This window comes from Streptomyces sp. NPDC001027, from assembly GCF_040299045.1.
Taxonomy (GTDB): domain Bacteria; phylum Actinomycetota; class Actinomycetes; order Streptomycetales; family Streptomycetaceae; genus Streptomyces.
On record NZ_JBEPBI010000182.1, the window covers coordinates 1 to 15,759 of the forward strand.

Consider the following 15,759-nt stretch of genomic DNA (forward strand, 5'->3'; position numbering starts at 1 on the left):
CCGCGGCCGCCGACGAGGCGCCGTTCCCCACGGATGAGGTGCGCGCATGACCCGGACAACCCGCCTGGTGATCCTGCTGGTCGCGGTCGTGCTGCTCGGCGCGGCCGGCGCCGGGGCGGTGCTCCACGCCGCCCACCGGTCGGGCCTGCGGGACGAGCAGCAGGCGGACGGTCCGGCCGTGCGCACCGGCGCGGTCTCGCTGCGGCCGACGGCCGAACGCCGGCTGCTGGTACGCAACCTGGCGTGGGGTCCGCACCGCGACGAGATCGCCACCGTGCCCGCCGACGATCCGCAGGGCCCGCGCACCGTGTCGGGCGTGAAATGCCTGCGCTTCCACGCGGCGGCCGGCACCGGCATCTGCCTCCAGGCCGAGCACGGCGCGCTGCAGGACACCTATCGCGCGGTGGTGCTCGACTCCCACCTGCGCGAACGGCGCCACTTCCCGGCGGGCGGCGTCCCGACCCGGGCCCGGGTCTCGCCCTCCGGCCGCATGGTCGCCTGGACCGTGTTCGTCAGCGGGGACTCGTACGCCGGGACCGACTTCTCCACCCGCACCGCCATCGTCGACACCCGCACCTGGGCCATCGACGACAACCTGGAGACGTTCGACGTCATCCGGGACGGCCGGCCGTATCACGCGGCGGACCTCAACGTCTGGGGGGTCACCTTCGCCGACGACTCCCGCTTCTACGCGACGCTGGCGACGGGCGGCCGGACCTACCTCGTCCGGGGGGACGTCGCCGCACGCACCCTCACCACCGTGCACCGCAACGTCGAATGTCCGTCGCTCTCACCTGACGGGACCCGGATCGCCTACAAGAAGCGCGTCGACGGAGCCTCCCCAGACGCCCCTTGGCGGCTGTACGTCCTGAACCTGCGCACCATGCGGGAGACGGCGACCGGCCGAGACCCGCAACATCGACGACCAGGCCCTGTGGGCCGACGGCGACACCCTCGTCTACGCCCTCCCCGGCGACTACGGCTCCGACCTGTGGACCGTCCCCGCCGACGGCGCCGGCACGGCCCGCCGCCTCATGGAATCCGCGGTCGCCCCCGCCTATCCGGGGTGACGCCCCCGCGAGGGCGAGAGGCGAAACCGACGGCGAGGCAACGCTCCGTGCCCCTGTGCCGTCTGGTCAACCGGGACGGCGCTGCGTCGGCGCCCGTCAAGAACGGAGCGAATCGTGTTGATCGGCTTGCTGACCGCCGTTGCGGCATCCGTCTGTTACGGCACAGGATCAGTCCTGCAAGCCGTCGGGTCCCGCAGGTCCGCGCGCAGCGATGCGGCCACCACGGCCCGCACCCAGTACGGGGGGCCCAGCCTCTCCTCCACCGCCAAAGCCGCGATGACCTGGGAGTTCGTCGTCGGTACCGTCCTGGACTTCGTGGGCTTCGCGCTCGGCGCGCTCGCTGCCCGGCTGTTGCCGCTGTTCCTCTCGCAAACCGTGATCAGCGCCAACCTGATCATCACCGCGGTGCTGAGCGTGCGCCTCCTGAACATCCGGCTGTCCCGCGCCGAATGGACGTCCATCGGCGTGGTCTGCGCGGCGCTCGTCCTGCTCGCGACGGCGGCGGGGGAGGAGGGCAGCGGAGACGGCATCCCGATCGCCACGCACTGGTGGCTTCTGGCGGTCTCGCTCGCCCTGATGGCGGGCGGCACGGTCGCGGTACGCCTCGTCGGTCCCCGCGCAGCGATCCTCGCCGGTCTGCTGTCCGGTCTCGGTTTCGGCGCGCTCGGCGTGGGCGTCCGCATCCTGAACGGCGTCGACCCCTTCGATCCGGCCGCCCTGCTCACGGATCCTGCCCTGTACGCGATCGTGACGGCCGGCGTAGGCGGAATGTACCTGCACACCGTCGCCCTGCAGATCGGCTCGGTCAACGGCGCCACCGCGGCCCTGGTCGTCGGTGAGACCGTGTTGCCCGGCGCGATCGGCGTGCTCTGGCTCGGCGACGCCTCACGGGCGGGCCTCGCCTGGATGGCCGTGCTCGGCTTCGTCCTCGCGGTGGCGGGCGCGGTCGCGGTGGCATGGTTCGGCGGCCCCGAGACGCACACGGAAGAGCAGCCGGAGCGGCCGGAGCACACGCCGGAACTGACTCCCACGCGCTGAACACCCGCTCCCCGTCCACCTCGCGCCGGGCGCCGCGCCACAGCTGAGAGTGGGTTCCGCATCCCGGACGAGCATCCCAGGCTTCCTTGTTCGCGCAGGTCGTCGGGGGTGGGATCGTCCCGTCGTCGCACGGACGCGGCGGCCCTTGTCCCAGGCCGGGAAGGCAGCCGAAGCTGTGGCTGCCGCACCGACCGAAGCCGCAGACGGACGGACAGCACCACCGAGGCCGTCTCCCAGCGGCTGCCCGGAGCCGACGCCCGGAGCCGACGCCCGGCACCTGATTCCCTTCGCACGACGACCCGAGTTCTTGGAGGAACGATGAAGCCTGCAACGACGCCCGCAATGAAGCCCGCCATCCGTAAGGCCGTCAGCTTCGCGGGGGTGAGCGCGGCGGTCCTGGCCATGTCCGTGACCGGCGCGTCCGCGGCGCACGCGGAGCCGCCCACCCAGGGCTGCCCGTACCCGTACGTCTGCTTCTACGTGGACAACCACGCCCTTCTCACGGGCACGGTGCTCTCGAAGTACAAGGACGTCACCAGCTCCTACCAGGCGGTCACGCCCCGCCCGCACTACGGAGTCCTGAACACCCGCAACGACGACGTGGTGTACCTGCGGCTCCGGAGCGGGGGATCCATCTGTCTTTCGCCGAACAGCCAGACCGTGTTCGCCGACGCCTACGTCGTCACCGGAATAAAGATCTCCAGCAGCCCCACCTGCTGAGGGCTGATCGGCCCACGGATGCGGCACGCGGAGATTCGTGGTGTTCTGTCCAGATGAGTGTCACCCGGACAGGTGAATCCTCTGCCGACACCGCACCCGATCCCCGCCGCTGGTGGGGCCTGGTGATCATCGCCCTCGCCCAGCTCATGGTCGTCCTGGACGCGACGATCGTGAACATCGCGCTGCCCTCCGCTCAGCAGGACCTGGGCATCTCCGACGGCGACCGCCAGTGGGTGATCACCGCCTACACCCTGGCCTTCGGCGGGCTGCTGCTGCTCGGCGGCCGTATCGCCGACCGGGTCGGCCGCAAACGCACCTTCGTGATCGGCCTGGTCGGCTTCGCGGCCGCCTCCGCGCTCGGCGGGGCGGCCACCGGGGCGGGCATGCTGTTCGGCGCACGCGCCCTCCAGGGCGTCTTCGCGGCCGTGCTCGCCCCCTCCGCGCTCAGCCTTCTGACCACGACGTTCACCGACCCCAAGGAACGCGGCAAGGCCTTCGGCATCTACGGCGCACTCGCCGGCAGCGGCGCAGCGATCGGCTTCATCCTCGGCGGCCTGCTCACCGAGTACCTCGACTGGCGCTGGTGCCTGTACGTCAACGTGCCCATCGCCGTCATCGCCGTGTTCGGCGGCCTCGTACTGCTCCACGACCGCGCCGGCCACGCGGACGTCCGGCTCGACGTGCCCGGCGCGGTGCTGGGCTGCGGCGGCCTGGTGGCGATCGTCTACGGCTTCAGCGAGGCCGAGCCGCGCGGCTGGACCGACCCGCTGGTGCTGGGCCTCTTCGCGGGCGGGATCGTCCTGCTCACGGTCTTCGTGTGGTGGCAGACCAAGGCGCGGGTGCCGCTGCTGCCCCTGCACATCATCAAGGACCGCAACCGCGCGGGCTGCTTCCTGACCATGGGCCTGGCCATCATCGGGATGTTCGGCCTGTTCCTGTTCATGACCTACTACCTCCAGGTCATCCTCGGCTATTCCCCCGTCAAGACGGGCCTCGCCTTCCTCCCGCTCACCCTGGCGATCATCATCGGTTCCACCCAGATCTCCGCCCGGCTGATGAACCGCGTGGCGCCGCGCATGCTGATGGTTCCCGGCATGCTCCTCGCCTCGGGCGGCATGGTGATCCTCACCCGGATGACCGTGCACTCCTCCTACGCCGACGAGATCCTGCCCGCGCTGCTGCTGATGGGCCTTGGCATGGGCCTGACCTTCATGCCGGTCTTCGCCACCGCCACGGCCGGGGTCGCTCCGCAGGACGCCGGAGTCACCTCCGCCACCGTCAACACCTCACAGCAGGTGGGCGGCTCCATCGGTACGGCGCTGCTCAACACGATCGCCACCACCAGCAGCGCCGCCTACCTCTCGTCCCATCTGACCGGCCCCGTGCGCCGGGCGCAGGTCGCGGCCGAGGCCACCGTGCACGGCTACACGGTGGCCATCTGGTGGGCCGCCGGAATCATGCTGCTGGCCGGCCTGGTGGCGGGCCTGATGGTCACCACCGGCCCCGCGAGACCCGCCCCGGCGGAATCAGCCGTACCGGAGCCGGTCGGCTGACCGCCCCCGACCCCGGCACGCACACCGCGGACGTCCTACCGGGCGACCGCGCCGGTCGCCTTGCTCACCGCCGAACCGTCCAGATGTCCGGTACGGTGCGCGACCACCTTCACAGTGATCTTCTTGCCCTTCTGCGCCGACTTCAGCACCAGTGAGGACTTGGTCGCTCCGCTGATCGCGGTGCCGCTCGCGTACCACTGGTACGCGTACGACGTGGCCGCCGGACTCCAGGTTCCGTTGGCGGCCTTAAGCGTCCTGCCGACCTTCGCCGTGCCGCTGATCACCGGCATCCTGGTCGCCCTGGGCGCGTCGCCCTTGGCGACGGTCACCGCCGCCGAGGTCGCCGACGCGGTCGTCCAGCCGCTGCGGGCGGCCGTCACGGTCACCGTGAGCTTCTTGCCGACGAGCGTCGGGGGCAGGGTGTACGAGGACGCCGTCGCTCCCGCGATCGCCCTGCCGTCGGCCTTCCACTGGTAGGTGTAGGAGTCCGGTGCCGCCGACCAGCTGCCCGGGGCCGCGGTGACCTTGGCAGCCGCCTTGGCCGTGCCGTTCACCTTGGGGACCGCGGTGTTCGCCAGGGCCGGCGGGGTCACCGTGAACGACCCGCACCGGTACTGGACACCCCGCTGGATCACGCTGACGCTCCACGCCGTGCCCGAGGACGCGCCCGACAGGTCCACGGTCGCGGTGAGCGTCCGGTTGTCCGCGGACACCGATGCCGTCGTGGCGACCAGCGTCGTGGCGCCGTCGGCCAACCGGACCTCGGCGTCGGCGCCGAGCGCGGTACCGGTCACCTTCAGAGTGACCTTGCTGCCGGCGGTACCCGTCTGGGGAGTCACCGCCGTCGCGCTCGGGCGGTCCGCGCCGCACAGTGACGCCGCGCAGACCAGCCTGGCGCTGTAGGAGGTGGTGGACGCCTTCTCGGGAAGGCCGAGCAGGAACACCGTCGGACTGGCCGCGGTGTCCGTGCCGGCGTCGCAGTTGTAGGAGGTGGTCCACAGCTGGCAGCCGTTGACCCACTTGGTGCTGTAGAGGGCGGGCACCGCCGTCGTCGTGGCCCCGGACGTGTCCTTGATGTCGGTGGTGAAGCGGTCGAATCGGGCGGTCGGCAGTACCGCGCACACCGCGCTGTGCGCCTCGTCGAGGGCGCCGGTGACAGGCCCGTACCCGTAGGAGACCGACGGGACCCGGGTGCACTCGGGTGCCGGACCCTCCGCGGTCGCGATCCGCAGCGCGTCGAGTCGGTATTCGGGCGCGGCCCTCAAGGTGACCGGGGTCTGCACGAGCACTTGGTGGGCGGTGAAGCCGGTGACGGCGCAGGAGACGTTGCGGAAAGGGCACTCCACCACTCCGTCGCCGCCGACGACGGCCGAGTTGGCGGTGCCCAGGGCGTCCCGCACGTTGACGTGCACGACGTCGGTGGCGGCGCCGGCGGTGATCTGGTGGCAGGTGAGGGTGCCGGGCACGCCGGCCGTGCCGCGCACGGACGGGCCGCCGACCTTGACCGCCGCGGCCTTCGCACAGCCCGCCGAGGACGCGGTGGCGGTGACGTCGCGCCGGGCCAGCGTGTACGTGGCCGCCTGGTCCCGGCCGGTCACCAGCACGGTGTGGGCCTTGCCCGGGGTCAGCGGGCAGACCGTCCAGCCGTTGGTGGTGGCCGGGCGCTCACAGACCTTCTTGCCGGCGGCGTCCACCACCGAGAAACCGGCGCTCGCGGTTCCGGAAGTGGCGACCAGCTGAAAGACCTCTGCCGCCGTGTGGCCGTTCGCCGGGATGTCCAGGCACTTGGAGAAGACTCCGTCACCCGTGCCGAACGTGGCCTTCGCACCGTCCGCGCCGAAGCCGCCGGCGGGCAGCACGGTGCAGCCGCCGGACGTGTCGGTGCGATGGAGGGCCACCCTGTACGCGCCGGTGGCGTCGTCGCCGCCATCCTCGGTGTGCACCAGCGCTCGGTAGGGGGCCGTTCCGGTCAGCGCGCAGTCGCCGCCGGCGAGCTTGTACGCGTCGCACTGCGGGGCGCCTTCCCGGTCGACGACCTCCACGTCGGCGTCCATTCCGGGCGAGGAGAGCGGGGTGAGGGCGGCGATCCGCGCGCCCTGCGGATAGGACAGCGTCAGGCAGTCGTACTGTCCTGCCGTGGTCAGCTCGCCCCGGCGTGAACCGCTCCCGACAGCAACGCACCCGGCGTCCGACGCGCGATCGAGGACGATCAGTCCGTCCCGCTCGTCACGGAAGGGGTAGAGCCCGTCGACGACGGCGGTGTAGGTTCCCGCGGCCGGGAGGGCACAGGGGTCGGCCGCGGCCTGGCACACCGTCAGCCCGGCCGCGTCGTACACCCGGACCGGGCCGGTCTCCTGGGTCTCGCTCAGGTGGTGCACGTGGTACGGGCCTGGCCGTTCGGCGGTGAAGGTGAAGCAGGGGTCGGTGGTCGCGTCCTGCGCGGACAGCGGCCCGAACGGCCGTACCGGGGCGGTGGTGCAGCCCTGCGGATCATCGAGCCTTCGAGCCTTCACCGCATACTGGGCGGGGAAGCCCCGCTCCGTGTAGGGGATGCGGGAGACGATGCGGTAGGGGCCGTCACCGGGCAGCGCGCACGTGTTCTCGTCGTCCTCAGGGATGGGGACGCAGATCCGGGCGCCGGTCTCGTCGGTGATCCAGGCAGTGGACTCGCCGTACACCTTCGAACCCCGGGTGAGCCGGATCCGCTCGCCGGGTGCGGCCTCGAAGGGCTGACAGTCGACTTCCACGGGGCTGACCGTCGTACGGGTGAGGTCCGGCTGGTCCCAACGGGTGCCGACCGGGTCGGCGCAGCCGCGAGTGGAGGCGAGCGACACGAAGGTGACGGCGGTGTCCCGGGGCTCCCAGTCACGGTTGAAGACCGACAGCGTGTACGTACCCGCCGCGGGGACCGTACACATCTTGTACATGGCCCCGTTGCAGTCCACGGGGATGCCGTCGGCGGCATCGAGGGTCGTGTACCCCTGGTAGCTGCTGTCGTTCAGCGACACCTGATAGAGCCCGGGCGTCTCGGCGGTGACGGTGTAGCAGGTGCTTGCGTCGCCCGCGACGGTCGCCTTTCCGATGGCGTCCCCCGGGTCCCCGAACGGCGCGGTCGCGAGCGTCGCGCACGCCGGGTCGACGGGATCGTCGGCCTGGGCGGTGCCCGCCGCGGTGAGGCCGAGCAGCGAGGCGAGCAGCGGGACGGCGGCGAGCAGCGCGACGGCCCGCCGCCGTCTCGCAGGCGGAGGTGAATCCGCTTCGTTCATCTGAATCCCCCCTGGATCAGCGGTTGTTGAGACGATGATCGCACGCAGGCACTACGCGGCACCCGCGGGTTTCCCGGGGCGAGAGGGGGCCGAGGGCGATGCGGTCGTCCGGCCCCGGGGCGATCCGCGCCGGATCTCGCAGGGGCGCGGCCGGATTCGCGGTGGCGACGCCGGAACCGACATCGCCGCCCGCACCGCCGGTACCCGTGGGCCGGCGTTTCATCTGGGGCTGTTTCGAAAGCGGCGTCCGGTCCCCTGCGCCCCGTCCGGGCAGGTCGTCAGGTCATGGGGATCCAGCCGTGGCCATCTCGGTACCAGTAGTGCGGCAGCCCGTTGATGCTGGTGGTGCGGAACGGGCGGCCGTGGTCGTCGATGCGCACGGTGCCGGTGCGGCCCTGTGAGGACCAGTCGAGGTCGAGGTACCAGTCGCAGGTGCAGGTCTCGGTGCGGGCGGCGAGCAGCAGGACCTCCGGATCCCGCAGGGACACCTGATAGGGGAAGCCGATCGCGGGTGCCGGTCTGTCCGGGTCGTTGCCGGGGACCGAACGGGCCAGGGGGCGGCGGGCGTCGAGGTTCACGGCGAAGTGGCGGGGGACGAGGACGGCGCCGCAGCCTTCGTACATGGAGTAGGCGGAGCCCGAGCGGTCCGCGGGGGTGACGCGGTCGACCACGCGCACATGCAGTGCCTCGAGGACCACGGCGGCAGAGCCGCGTCCCTGCACCGAGATCTGCAGATTGGTGGTGCGCCCGTGGACCGCCTTCTGGGACGCGGCCCACCCCGCGGCGTCGGCCGGCGTCGGCGGCGGAGGGACCTGCTGCGGAGGCTTGGCGATGACGTAGTCGTGGTCGCAATCGAGCTGCCAGAGCTGGGACTTGGACGTCCAGGTGAGCGGGGCCGGCGGCGGGACCTGTTCCGCCCGGTTCTTCCGCGGGCTGCCACCGCTGCCCGCGGCCGGCGCCGAGGACTTGGGCGCCGTGGGGGCGGTAGCCGCCGGCCCACCGTCGCCGGCCAGGGGCCTTGCAGCGGACGCGGTGAGGCCGGCGAACACGAAGGCGAGCGAGGCCGCCAGCACCAGCGATCGCACGGGACCTCGTCGAGGACGCCGGTCGGGGGCCGGTCGGCCGGCCGACGAGACAGGCCTCGGGAACGAGCGTGCCTGCACGGCTTGCGCAGCCTGTATGGCTTGCCCGCCTTGTGCAGCCGGCACGCCCCGCACGCCCCGCACGCCCGGCGCGGCCTGCACGGCCTGTCCGGTTGCCTCGTCCAACTGGTCGCTGTGGTCGCTGTGGTCGACCGACGCGGACGCGGAAGCAGTCGTAGTCGCAGTCGCCGGGCTTGCGGTGTCGTGGTGCTTCGGCGTCCGCCGGGCTTCGGAAAGGCGTGACCGTCGCCGCGCCGCGACTGCCAGGATCCATCGGCGGTGCAACTCCACGCGTTCCTCGGGGGAGGCGCCGCAGAGCGCGGCGAACCGCTCGATTCCGGTGAAGTCCAGGGGGACGGCCTCTCCGGCGCAGTAGCGGTGCAGGGTCGAGGCACTCATGGCCAGACGACGGGCCAGCGCCGTGTAGCTGTGATCTGTGCGCTCCTTCAGACGCGTCAGCAGCAGCGCGAACTCCACCACGTCGTCGTGGATTGCATCCATCTGGTCCGTACCCGCATCCATCCGTCGGCCTGTGCCGTCATGTCCCGGTCCGGGAAGGCGTCCCCGGCACTCCCATATCTGCACGTCGACAGGGCAGAGATGGTTCCACGGCGGAACACGACCGGCGTGGCGCTTTCCGGCCCCTGCAGCCGCGGGCGCCGCGACCGGAAGCGGGACGACCGTCGTGTCGTCCTGTGTGGTGCAGGGCATCGCTCGTCCGGGCGGGCAGGATGTCGCAGGACCCGACCGCCGGCACGTCCAAGGGCAGGAGCCAGCCGTGATCAGTGGGGCGCATGTCATCCTCTACAGCCACGACGCCGAGGCGGACCGTGACTTCATCCGTGACGTCCTCGGTTTTCCGGGCGTCGACGCGGGCGGCGGCTGGCTCATTTTCGCACTGCCTCCCGCCGAGGTAGCGGTCCACCCGACCGACGGCCCGCCCCGGCACGAGTTCTATCTGATGTGCGATGACCTCGACTCCCAGCTCGCCCGGTTCCGCGCGCAGGGCGTCGAGATCTCCCGGCCGGTCAGCGAACAGCGCTGGGGACGGCTGGCCTCGATCCGACTCCCCAGCGGCGCCGAACTCCCGCTGTACGAACCGCGTCATCCCACTCCTCGCAGCCTGTGACGTTCCGCCGTTCGGCGGTGAGTCGGTCGGCCATTTGGACGCCTTTCGGAAGCCTCCGTAATCCCTGCGAAGAGGGCCGCCGCGGCTGCTAGTCTTCGGCGTCTTGTCGCACATTCGTGCGCACACATCACGCCACTTGTCGCATCAGTCCCGTGGGGGGAATCTGTCATGACCCAGTCATCGCCACCACCGCCGTCCGAGGGCAACCCGTTCGCCCAGCAGCCCGCCGTCGGCGCACCGGGCGCACCGGGCGTTCCGCAGTCCGGCGACGGAAACCCCTTCGCCCAGCAGGCCGGTCCCGCCCTGCCTCCCCCGGCGCCGGCGGCGCCCGCCCGCGACAACGTGGCCCTGGGCCTGGTCGTCGCCGTCGTCGTGGCGCTGGTCTCGGCCGGCGTCTACGGCGCGATCGTCGGCGCGACGGAGTACGAGATCGGCTACGCGGCCGTCGGCGTCGGCTTCCTCATCGGCTTCGCGGCGGGCAAGCTCGGCGGGGCGAACCCGGTGCTGCCCGTCGTCAGCGCCGTGCTGTCGCTGGGCGCGGTCTACCTCGGCCAGCTCATCGGCATCGCGGTGATCGGCGGCGACGAACTCGGCGTCTCCGCGACCTCGCTGTTCACCGAGCACTTCGACGTGCTGACCGAGGGCTGGAGCGAGACGGCCGACGCGATGACCTTCCTGTTCCTCGGCATCGGCGCGTTCGCCGCGTTCTCCGGCGCGAAGAAGGGCGCCCTGTGACCCTGTGACGCGTGACCCCGTGGCGCGCGGACGCCGCGTCAACGCCTTCTAAGAGCCGGTGACGCGGCACGGCGAAGCGGGCCGTGCCCTCCGCGGCACGGCCCGCCTGCAGCACGGGGGATGAGCCCTGAGGTCGTCAGCCCACCTTGTTCAGCTTGTCGAGGGCCTTGGCGAGACCGTTGGCCCACAGCTGGTTGACACGCGCCCGCTCGGTCGAGTTGGGGTACCGGTTGGTGCAGGACGTGCCGGGCCCGCCGCCCGACATCAGCTCGCTGCACGGACCCGAGTAGTGATCCGGCAGTCCCAGCACGTGACCGGTCTCGTGCGCGGCGACGCGGACCGAGTCGTACTGCCGGTTCTGGGCGTAGTCGAGGAAGATGTAGCCCCTGCCGTGGCCGTTGGTGGAGGCGTACGAGCCCCGCGAGTCGTTGCCCTCGTAGTAGGAGAAGTCGCCGCTGCCGGAGGTGGACTGCAGCTTGACGTTGCTCACGGAGCTGTTCCATATCGAGGCCGCGCTCGATATCTGCGAGCGGAAGTTCGGCGCCTGCGTGGCGTTGTAGTAGACCGTCACGGACCGCAGGCCCGGGTTGGCGGCCTGCTTCTCGGCGACCGAGTTGAGGACTGCTTCGAAGAACGCCTTGTTGTTCGCCGCCTCCTGGGCCGAACCGGTGTACCCGGCGACAGGGGCGGCCGAGCCGGTGGACTGGGCGCTCGCCGGGACCGCGCTGCCGAGGGCCGCGAACGTCACGCCCAGGCCGAGCGCCAGCAGTCGTCTGGAGGCCTTCGCGGACATGGGGGACGTACGGGTGGACGTCATGTGGGGGCTCCTACTCGTTCGTGTGGGGTGGTGAACGATCGGTAGGGCCGAGTGTGGGGCCGCCCGCGGCGGTGGGGATGATGGCAACTGGGGATAGCGCACGGCTATCGGGGCGACTCCTGCTGTTATGTTGCCGTTTGAATGTCTGGCGTCCCGTCAGGCCCAACCCTTACGCTCCGCGACATGGAGCTCGAGGTGAGGCACCTACGCGTACTGTGCGCCATCGCCGACGCCGGCAGTCTGCACAAGGCGGCCCGTGAACTGGGCATGGCCCAGCCCTCGTTGAGCACTCAACTGCGCCGCATCGAGCAGCTGCTGGGCGGCCGGCTCTTCGTCCGCGACTCCACGGGCAGCCGTCCCACGCCGTTGGGGCAGATCGTGGTCAGCCGAGCCCGGCCGCTGGTCGCCGAGTTCTCCGCGATCGTGACCGAGACCCGGGCCGCGGCCGCCCGCACGGCGGGCGGTCACCGGCTGCGCATCGGCGCCACGGCCAGCCGGGCGATCCCCGGCTGGCTCAGCCGGCTGCGGGCCCGCACGCCCGCGGTCGAGCCCAGCCTGCAGATGGACGTCTCCGCGAACGCCCTGCTCCGGCACGTGGCCGAGGGCATCCTCGACCTGGCGTTCGTGCACGAGGTCGAGGGCAGCCCGCTGCGCGTCCCGAACGGGCTGTGTCTGCGCATCCTGGTGGAGCGCGAGCCCCAGTTCGTCACCATGGCCGCCGACCATCCCGCGGCGGCCCACCACGAGGTACGTCTGACGGACCTCGCCCACGACCGCTGGATGGTGGACGCCACGGTCGACGGCGAGTGGGACGGGGTGTGCCGGGTACTGCGCGCCGCCGGGATCAAGCCCGATCTGCTGCACGGCGACTACCTCACCGCCTACCTCCTGGCCGCCATCGGCGAGGTCGTCACGGTGAGCCAGCCCACCGCGCTCCCTCCTCGCCCCGACCTGGTCATCCGGCCCCTGCACGGCGACCCGATAGGAGTGCGCCTGCTGCTCGCGGCCCGCACGGCGGACGAACTCGACGTCCAGTCGCCGGAGTTGGAGGAGGCCTACTGGGAGGCGGCCTGTCAGGCGCCGGCGTACCGGGAGTGGCTGACGCGCGGAGCCGCCGGGCGGTCGCAGAGCCTGCGCCCGGTCGGCGCGTGAGCGGCGTCGGGCCCCTGACGGGTGCGCCCTAGGGGAAACCCGGATTCCGGTCAGAGCATGCCGATTTCCGGTCACAATCCGATCAAGCCCGCTTCGCCAGCGCTTACCTCACCGCTCCCGGTCTGACAACATCACCGAAAGGTGTGGTCGATGATGTCAGCGGAGGCTTGGGGGAGCCGGGTGGCGACTTACGGGGGGCGTTTCAGGGGGCGTTCAGGGCGGGCCGCGCTTGTCCTGGCGAGGGCGCGAGCGCACCGGGCGCTGATCACCGCCGCGCTCGTCACCGTCCTGCTCACCACCTCCGTGCTGGCGGCCCTCACCGCCTACTCGGCCGCGATCGGCGACGCGGCCCTGCGCCACTCGCTGGCCGAGCCGCGCAACGCCGCCGGCGCCGCGCTCGTCGTCACGGCCGACGTGACGGCCGACGACCGCCGGGCCGCCGACGCCGCCGTACGCGACGGGGCGCGCCGGACCTACGACGGGCTGCCGGTGACCGTGCGGACGCTGGTGCGCTCCGGACCGTACGCCCTGCCCGCGACCACCGGGACGGCAGCCGCCCGGCGCGGCGGCAAGCCCGACCTCACGCACTTCGCGGCGCTCGACCCCTCACAGGTTCGGTTCAGCGAGGGGCGGCCCCCGCGCGCGGGCACGCCGGACGTCGAGGTGGCGCTCCCCGAGACCGCCGCGCGCCGACTGAAGCTGGCGCCGGGCACCCGTGTCACCGTCACCGACCGGCTCGACGGCCCGCCCGTGCGGATCGTCGTCACCGGCGTGTACCGGCCCGCCGACCCGGCCTCCCCCTACTGGCTGACGGACGAACTGGGCGGTCGGGGCGTACGACGGACCTCCGACTTCACCACCTACGGCCCCTTGCTGACGGCGCCCGCCGTCGTCACCGGCGGCCGGGTGAGCGAGGGACCGTCCGCGTGGCTCGCCACCGCCGACTTCACCCGCCTCACCGCCGACCGCATAGACGCCCTGCGCACCGCCGCACGCACCGCGCCCGCAGCCCTGCTCGCCCTGCGCACCGGGGACGACGGCGCGGGCGCGACGACCGCGAGCACCGCGCTCCCCGACGTCCTCGACCGGGTCGAGCGCTCCCTGCTCGTCTCCCGCTCCACCCTCCTGATCGTCGCCCTCCAGCTCGCCCTGCTCGCGGCCTGCGCGCTGATGCTCGTGGCCCGGCTGCTCGCCGCCGAACGCACCGGCGAGACCCGGCTGCTGCGCGCCCGCGGCGCCTCCCGCGCCGCCCTCGCCCGCCTGGCCGCCCTGGAGGCGCTGCTGCTGGCCGGACCCGCGCTGCTCGTCGCCCCGCTGCTGGCGGGCCCGCTGACCCGGCTGCTCGCCGGGCAGGGCGCGCTGGCCCGGATCGGACTGCAGCTCGAGACGCCCGTCGGCGGACGGCTCGCGGTGTGGCTGACGGCGGCCGGCGTGGCCTTCGGGTGCGCGCTGGCGGTGACCCTGCCGGTGGTCGCGTCGACCGGGTTCCGCACCGTGCGCGCCCGCGCGCTGCCCGCCTGGCTGCGGGCCGGGGCGGACCTGGGACTGCTGGCGGTGGCCGGGATCGCCTACTGGCAACTGGAACGCCGTACGTCGGGCGCGGTGAGCGCGGACACGACCGGCGCCCTCGGCATCGACCCGCTGCTGGTCGCCGCGCCCGCCCTCGCGCTGCTGGCCGGCGCCGTCCTGACCCTGCGTCTGCTGCCGCCCGCCGCCCGCCTCGCCGAACGCCGGGCGACGGGCGGGCGAGGGCTGGCCACGGCGCTGGCCGGCTGGCAGCTCAGCCGCCGCCCGGGGCAGGGCGCGGGCCCCGTCCTGCTGCTCGTGCTGGCCGTCGCGCTCGGCGTGCTCGCGATCGGCCAGGGCTCCTCCTGGGGGCGCTCCCAGGACGACCAGGCCGACTTCGCGGCAGGTGCGCCGATACGCATCCTGGGCGCCGGCGGCGGCGAACTCGGCCTCACCCAGCAGTACGCCGCCGTGCCTCACGTCCGCGAGGCCGCCCCCGCCGTGCGGACGACGCTGCCGCTGTCCGGCGACCGCACGGCGACCGTGCTGGCCCTGGACGCCGCGCACGCGGCGGACGCCGTCCTGATGCGCCCCGACCTGGCGCCCGCCCCGATGAAGGGGCTGCTGGAAGGACTGCGACCGTCGGGTCAGACGGCGGGCGCACAGGTCCCCGCCGGCGCGACCCGGCTGACGCTGACGGCGACCCTGCACAGTTCGGCGCCGGGCACGCAGAGCGCGGCGACCGTGACCCAGACGCTGCAGGACGACCACGGCGTGCCCTACTCACTGCCGTCCGGCGCCCTCCCCGCCGACGCGCGGCCGCACCCGCTCACGGTCGAACTGCCCAGCTTCCACGGCCCGTTGACCCTCACCGGAGTGCAGCTCGTGCTCCCCGTGCCGTCCGCCCGCGCGGAACAGCACACCCTGACCCTCGACGCCCTGACCGCGACGACCGCAGCAGGCACGGCACAGCAGGTGACCCTGCCGGCGGCGTCCTGGACGGCCGTCTCCAGCGCCGACGGGCAGGGCTCGGCCGACTCCGGAACCGCGCCGGCCCGTCCGAGCGTCCGCCCCGCCACGCACCCGACCGCGGTGTACGGCACGGGCTACGTCCCGGCCGACCAGCCCTGGCTCAGCCCGTCACTCACACTGCGCATGCAGGTGGCACAGCCCCGGACCACCGCGGTGGCCGCGCTCGCCACCGACCGCTTCCTCGCCTCCGCGGGCGCCCGCCCCGGCCAGACGATGGCCATCGACCTGGAGGGCCAGAACGTGCCCGTGCGGATCGTGCGCGCCGTACGGCAACTGCCGACGGCCCAGGGCGAGGAGGGAGACGGCGACGGAGGCGCCCTGCTGGTCGACCTGCCCGCCGTGAACCGGGTCCTCCAGGCGCGCTACGGGGTCGCCCTCGCACCCACCGAGTGGTGGCTGCAGCCGGACTCGGCCTCGGACGCCGCGGACGTGGCGACCGCGCTGCGCGCCCGGCCCGACCTCGATCCCGAGCAGATCGTCGTACGCGACGAGATCGCCGCCGAACTGCGCGACGACCCGTTCGGGGCGGGCCCCGAAGCCGCGTTCACCGCGGCGGCCGCCGCCGCGGCCGTGCTCGCCGCGCTCGGGTTCGCCGTGAG

The 15,759-nt window shown here is 72.7% G+C and carries 10 protein-coding genes and 1 pseudogene; 8 read left to right on the forward strand and 3 right to left on the reverse strand.

Annotation, left to right across the window (positions count from 1 at the left end; translation table 11 throughout):
• The first annotated feature begins 46 nt into the window (after positions 1–46).
• The 4 genes and pseudogenes from ABT300_RS32440 (at position 47) to ABT300_RS32455 (ending at position 4,381) form a co-directional block, all read left to right on the forward strand.
• A pseudogene (locus ABT300_RS32440) lies at positions 47–1,070 on the forward strand (TolB family protein).
• A 114-nt stretch (positions 1,071–1,184) separates the two neighbouring features.
• A complete protein-coding gene (locus ABT300_RS32445) occupies positions 1,185–2,108 on the forward strand; it encodes a DMT family protein (RefSeq protein WP_351683325.1) in 924 nt (307 codons plus the stop codon).
• Between the two features lie 342 nt (positions 2,109–2,450).
• Entirely contained in the window at positions 2,451–2,828 is a 378-nt protein-coding gene (locus ABT300_RS32450; RefSeq protein ID WP_351683328.1) for a hypothetical protein, read from the forward strand.
• A 53-nt stretch (positions 2,829–2,881) separates the two neighbouring features.
• On the forward strand, positions 2,882–4,381 hold the full coding sequence (locus ABT300_RS32455; protein ID WP_351683329.1) for an MFS transporter: 1,500 nt from the start codon (positions 2,882–2,884) through the stop codon (positions 4,379–4,381).
• 35 nt (positions 4,382–4,416) lie between these two features.
• Here the strand turns inward: ABT300_RS32455 and ABT300_RS32460 are convergent, their stop codons facing one another.
• Together ABT300_RS32460 and ABT300_RS32465 are read right to left on the reverse strand one after the other, a co-directional pair.
• A complete protein-coding gene (locus tag ABT300_RS32460) occupies positions 4,417–7,647 on the reverse strand; it encodes a Tat pathway signal protein (protein WP_351683331.1) in 3,231 nt (1,076 codons plus the stop codon).
• A gap of 278 nt (positions 7,648–7,925) precedes the next feature.
• Positions 7,926–9,290 (reverse strand): helix-turn-helix domain-containing protein, encoded by a 1,365-nt coding sequence (locus tag ABT300_RS32465; protein WP_351683332.1) that lies wholly within the window; start codon positions 9,288–9,290, stop codon positions 7,926–7,928.
• A 277-nt stretch (positions 9,291–9,567) separates the two neighbouring features.
• Here ABT300_RS32465 and ABT300_RS32470 point away from each other — a divergent pair, with 277 nt between their 5' ends.
• On the forward strand, positions 9,568–9,918 hold the full coding sequence (locus tag ABT300_RS32470; protein ID WP_351683334.1) for a VOC family protein: 351 nt from the start codon (positions 9,568–9,570) through the stop codon (positions 9,916–9,918).
• A 168-nt stretch (positions 9,919–10,086) separates the two neighbouring features.
• Entirely contained in the window at positions 10,087–10,653 is a 567-nt protein-coding gene (locus tag ABT300_RS32475) for a hypothetical protein (protein ID WP_351683337.1), read from the forward strand.
• Positions 10,654–10,789: 136 nt separating this feature from the next.
• On the opposite strand, the gene snpA is transcribed toward ABT300_RS32475, so the two are convergent.
• Positions 10,790–11,470, reverse strand: coding sequence for a snapalysin (snpA, locus tag ABT300_RS32480; protein ID WP_351683340.1), 681 nt, complete (start codon positions 11,468–11,470; stop codon positions 10,790–10,792).
• Between the two features lie 183 nt (positions 11,471–11,653).
• On the opposite strand from snpA, the gene ABT300_RS32485 reads away from it, so the two are divergent.
• Positions 11,654–12,622 carry a LysR family transcriptional regulator gene (locus ABT300_RS32485; protein ID WP_351683343.1) on the forward strand — a complete coding sequence of 323 codons (969 nt, stop codon included), beginning with the start codon at positions 11,654–11,656 and terminating at the stop codon, positions 12,620–12,622.
• 180 nt (positions 12,623–12,802) lie between these two features.
• A partial coding sequence (locus tag ABT300_RS32490; RefSeq protein WP_351683345.1) for an FtsX-like permease family protein occupies positions 12,803–15,759 on the forward strand: 2,957 nt, incomplete at its 3' end.

What these genes read in the sequence shown, in the direction of transcription:
- ABT300_RS32450 (WP_351683328.1), top strand. Translation starts at nt 2,451, where the DNA reads ATGAAGCCCGCCATCCGTAAGGCCGTCAGCTTCGCGGGGGTGAGCGCG.
- ABT300_RS32455 (WP_351683329.1), top strand. Translation starts at nt 2,882, where the DNA reads ATGAGTGTCACCCGGACAGGTGAATCCTCTGCCGACACCGCACCCGAT.
- ABT300_RS32460 (WP_351683331.1), bottom strand. Translation starts at nt 7,647, where the DNA reads ATGAACGAAGCGGATTCACCTCCGCCTGCGAGACGGCGGCGGGCCGTC.
- ABT300_RS32465 (WP_351683332.1), bottom strand. Translation starts at nt 9,290, where the DNA reads ATGGATGCAATCCACGACGACGTGGTGGAGTTCGCGCTGCTGCTGACG.
- ABT300_RS32475 (WP_351683337.1), top strand. Translation starts at nt 10,087, where the DNA reads ATGACCCAGTCATCGCCACCACCGCCGTCCGAGGGCAACCCGTTCGCC.
- snpA (WP_351683340.1), bottom strand. Translation starts at nt 11,470, where the DNA reads ATGACGTCCACCCGTACGTCCCCCATGTCCGCGAAGGCCTCCAGACGA.
- ABT300_RS32485 (WP_351683343.1), top strand. Translation starts at nt 11,654, where the DNA reads ATGGAGCTCGAGGTGAGGCACCTACGCGTACTGTGCGCCATCGCCGAC.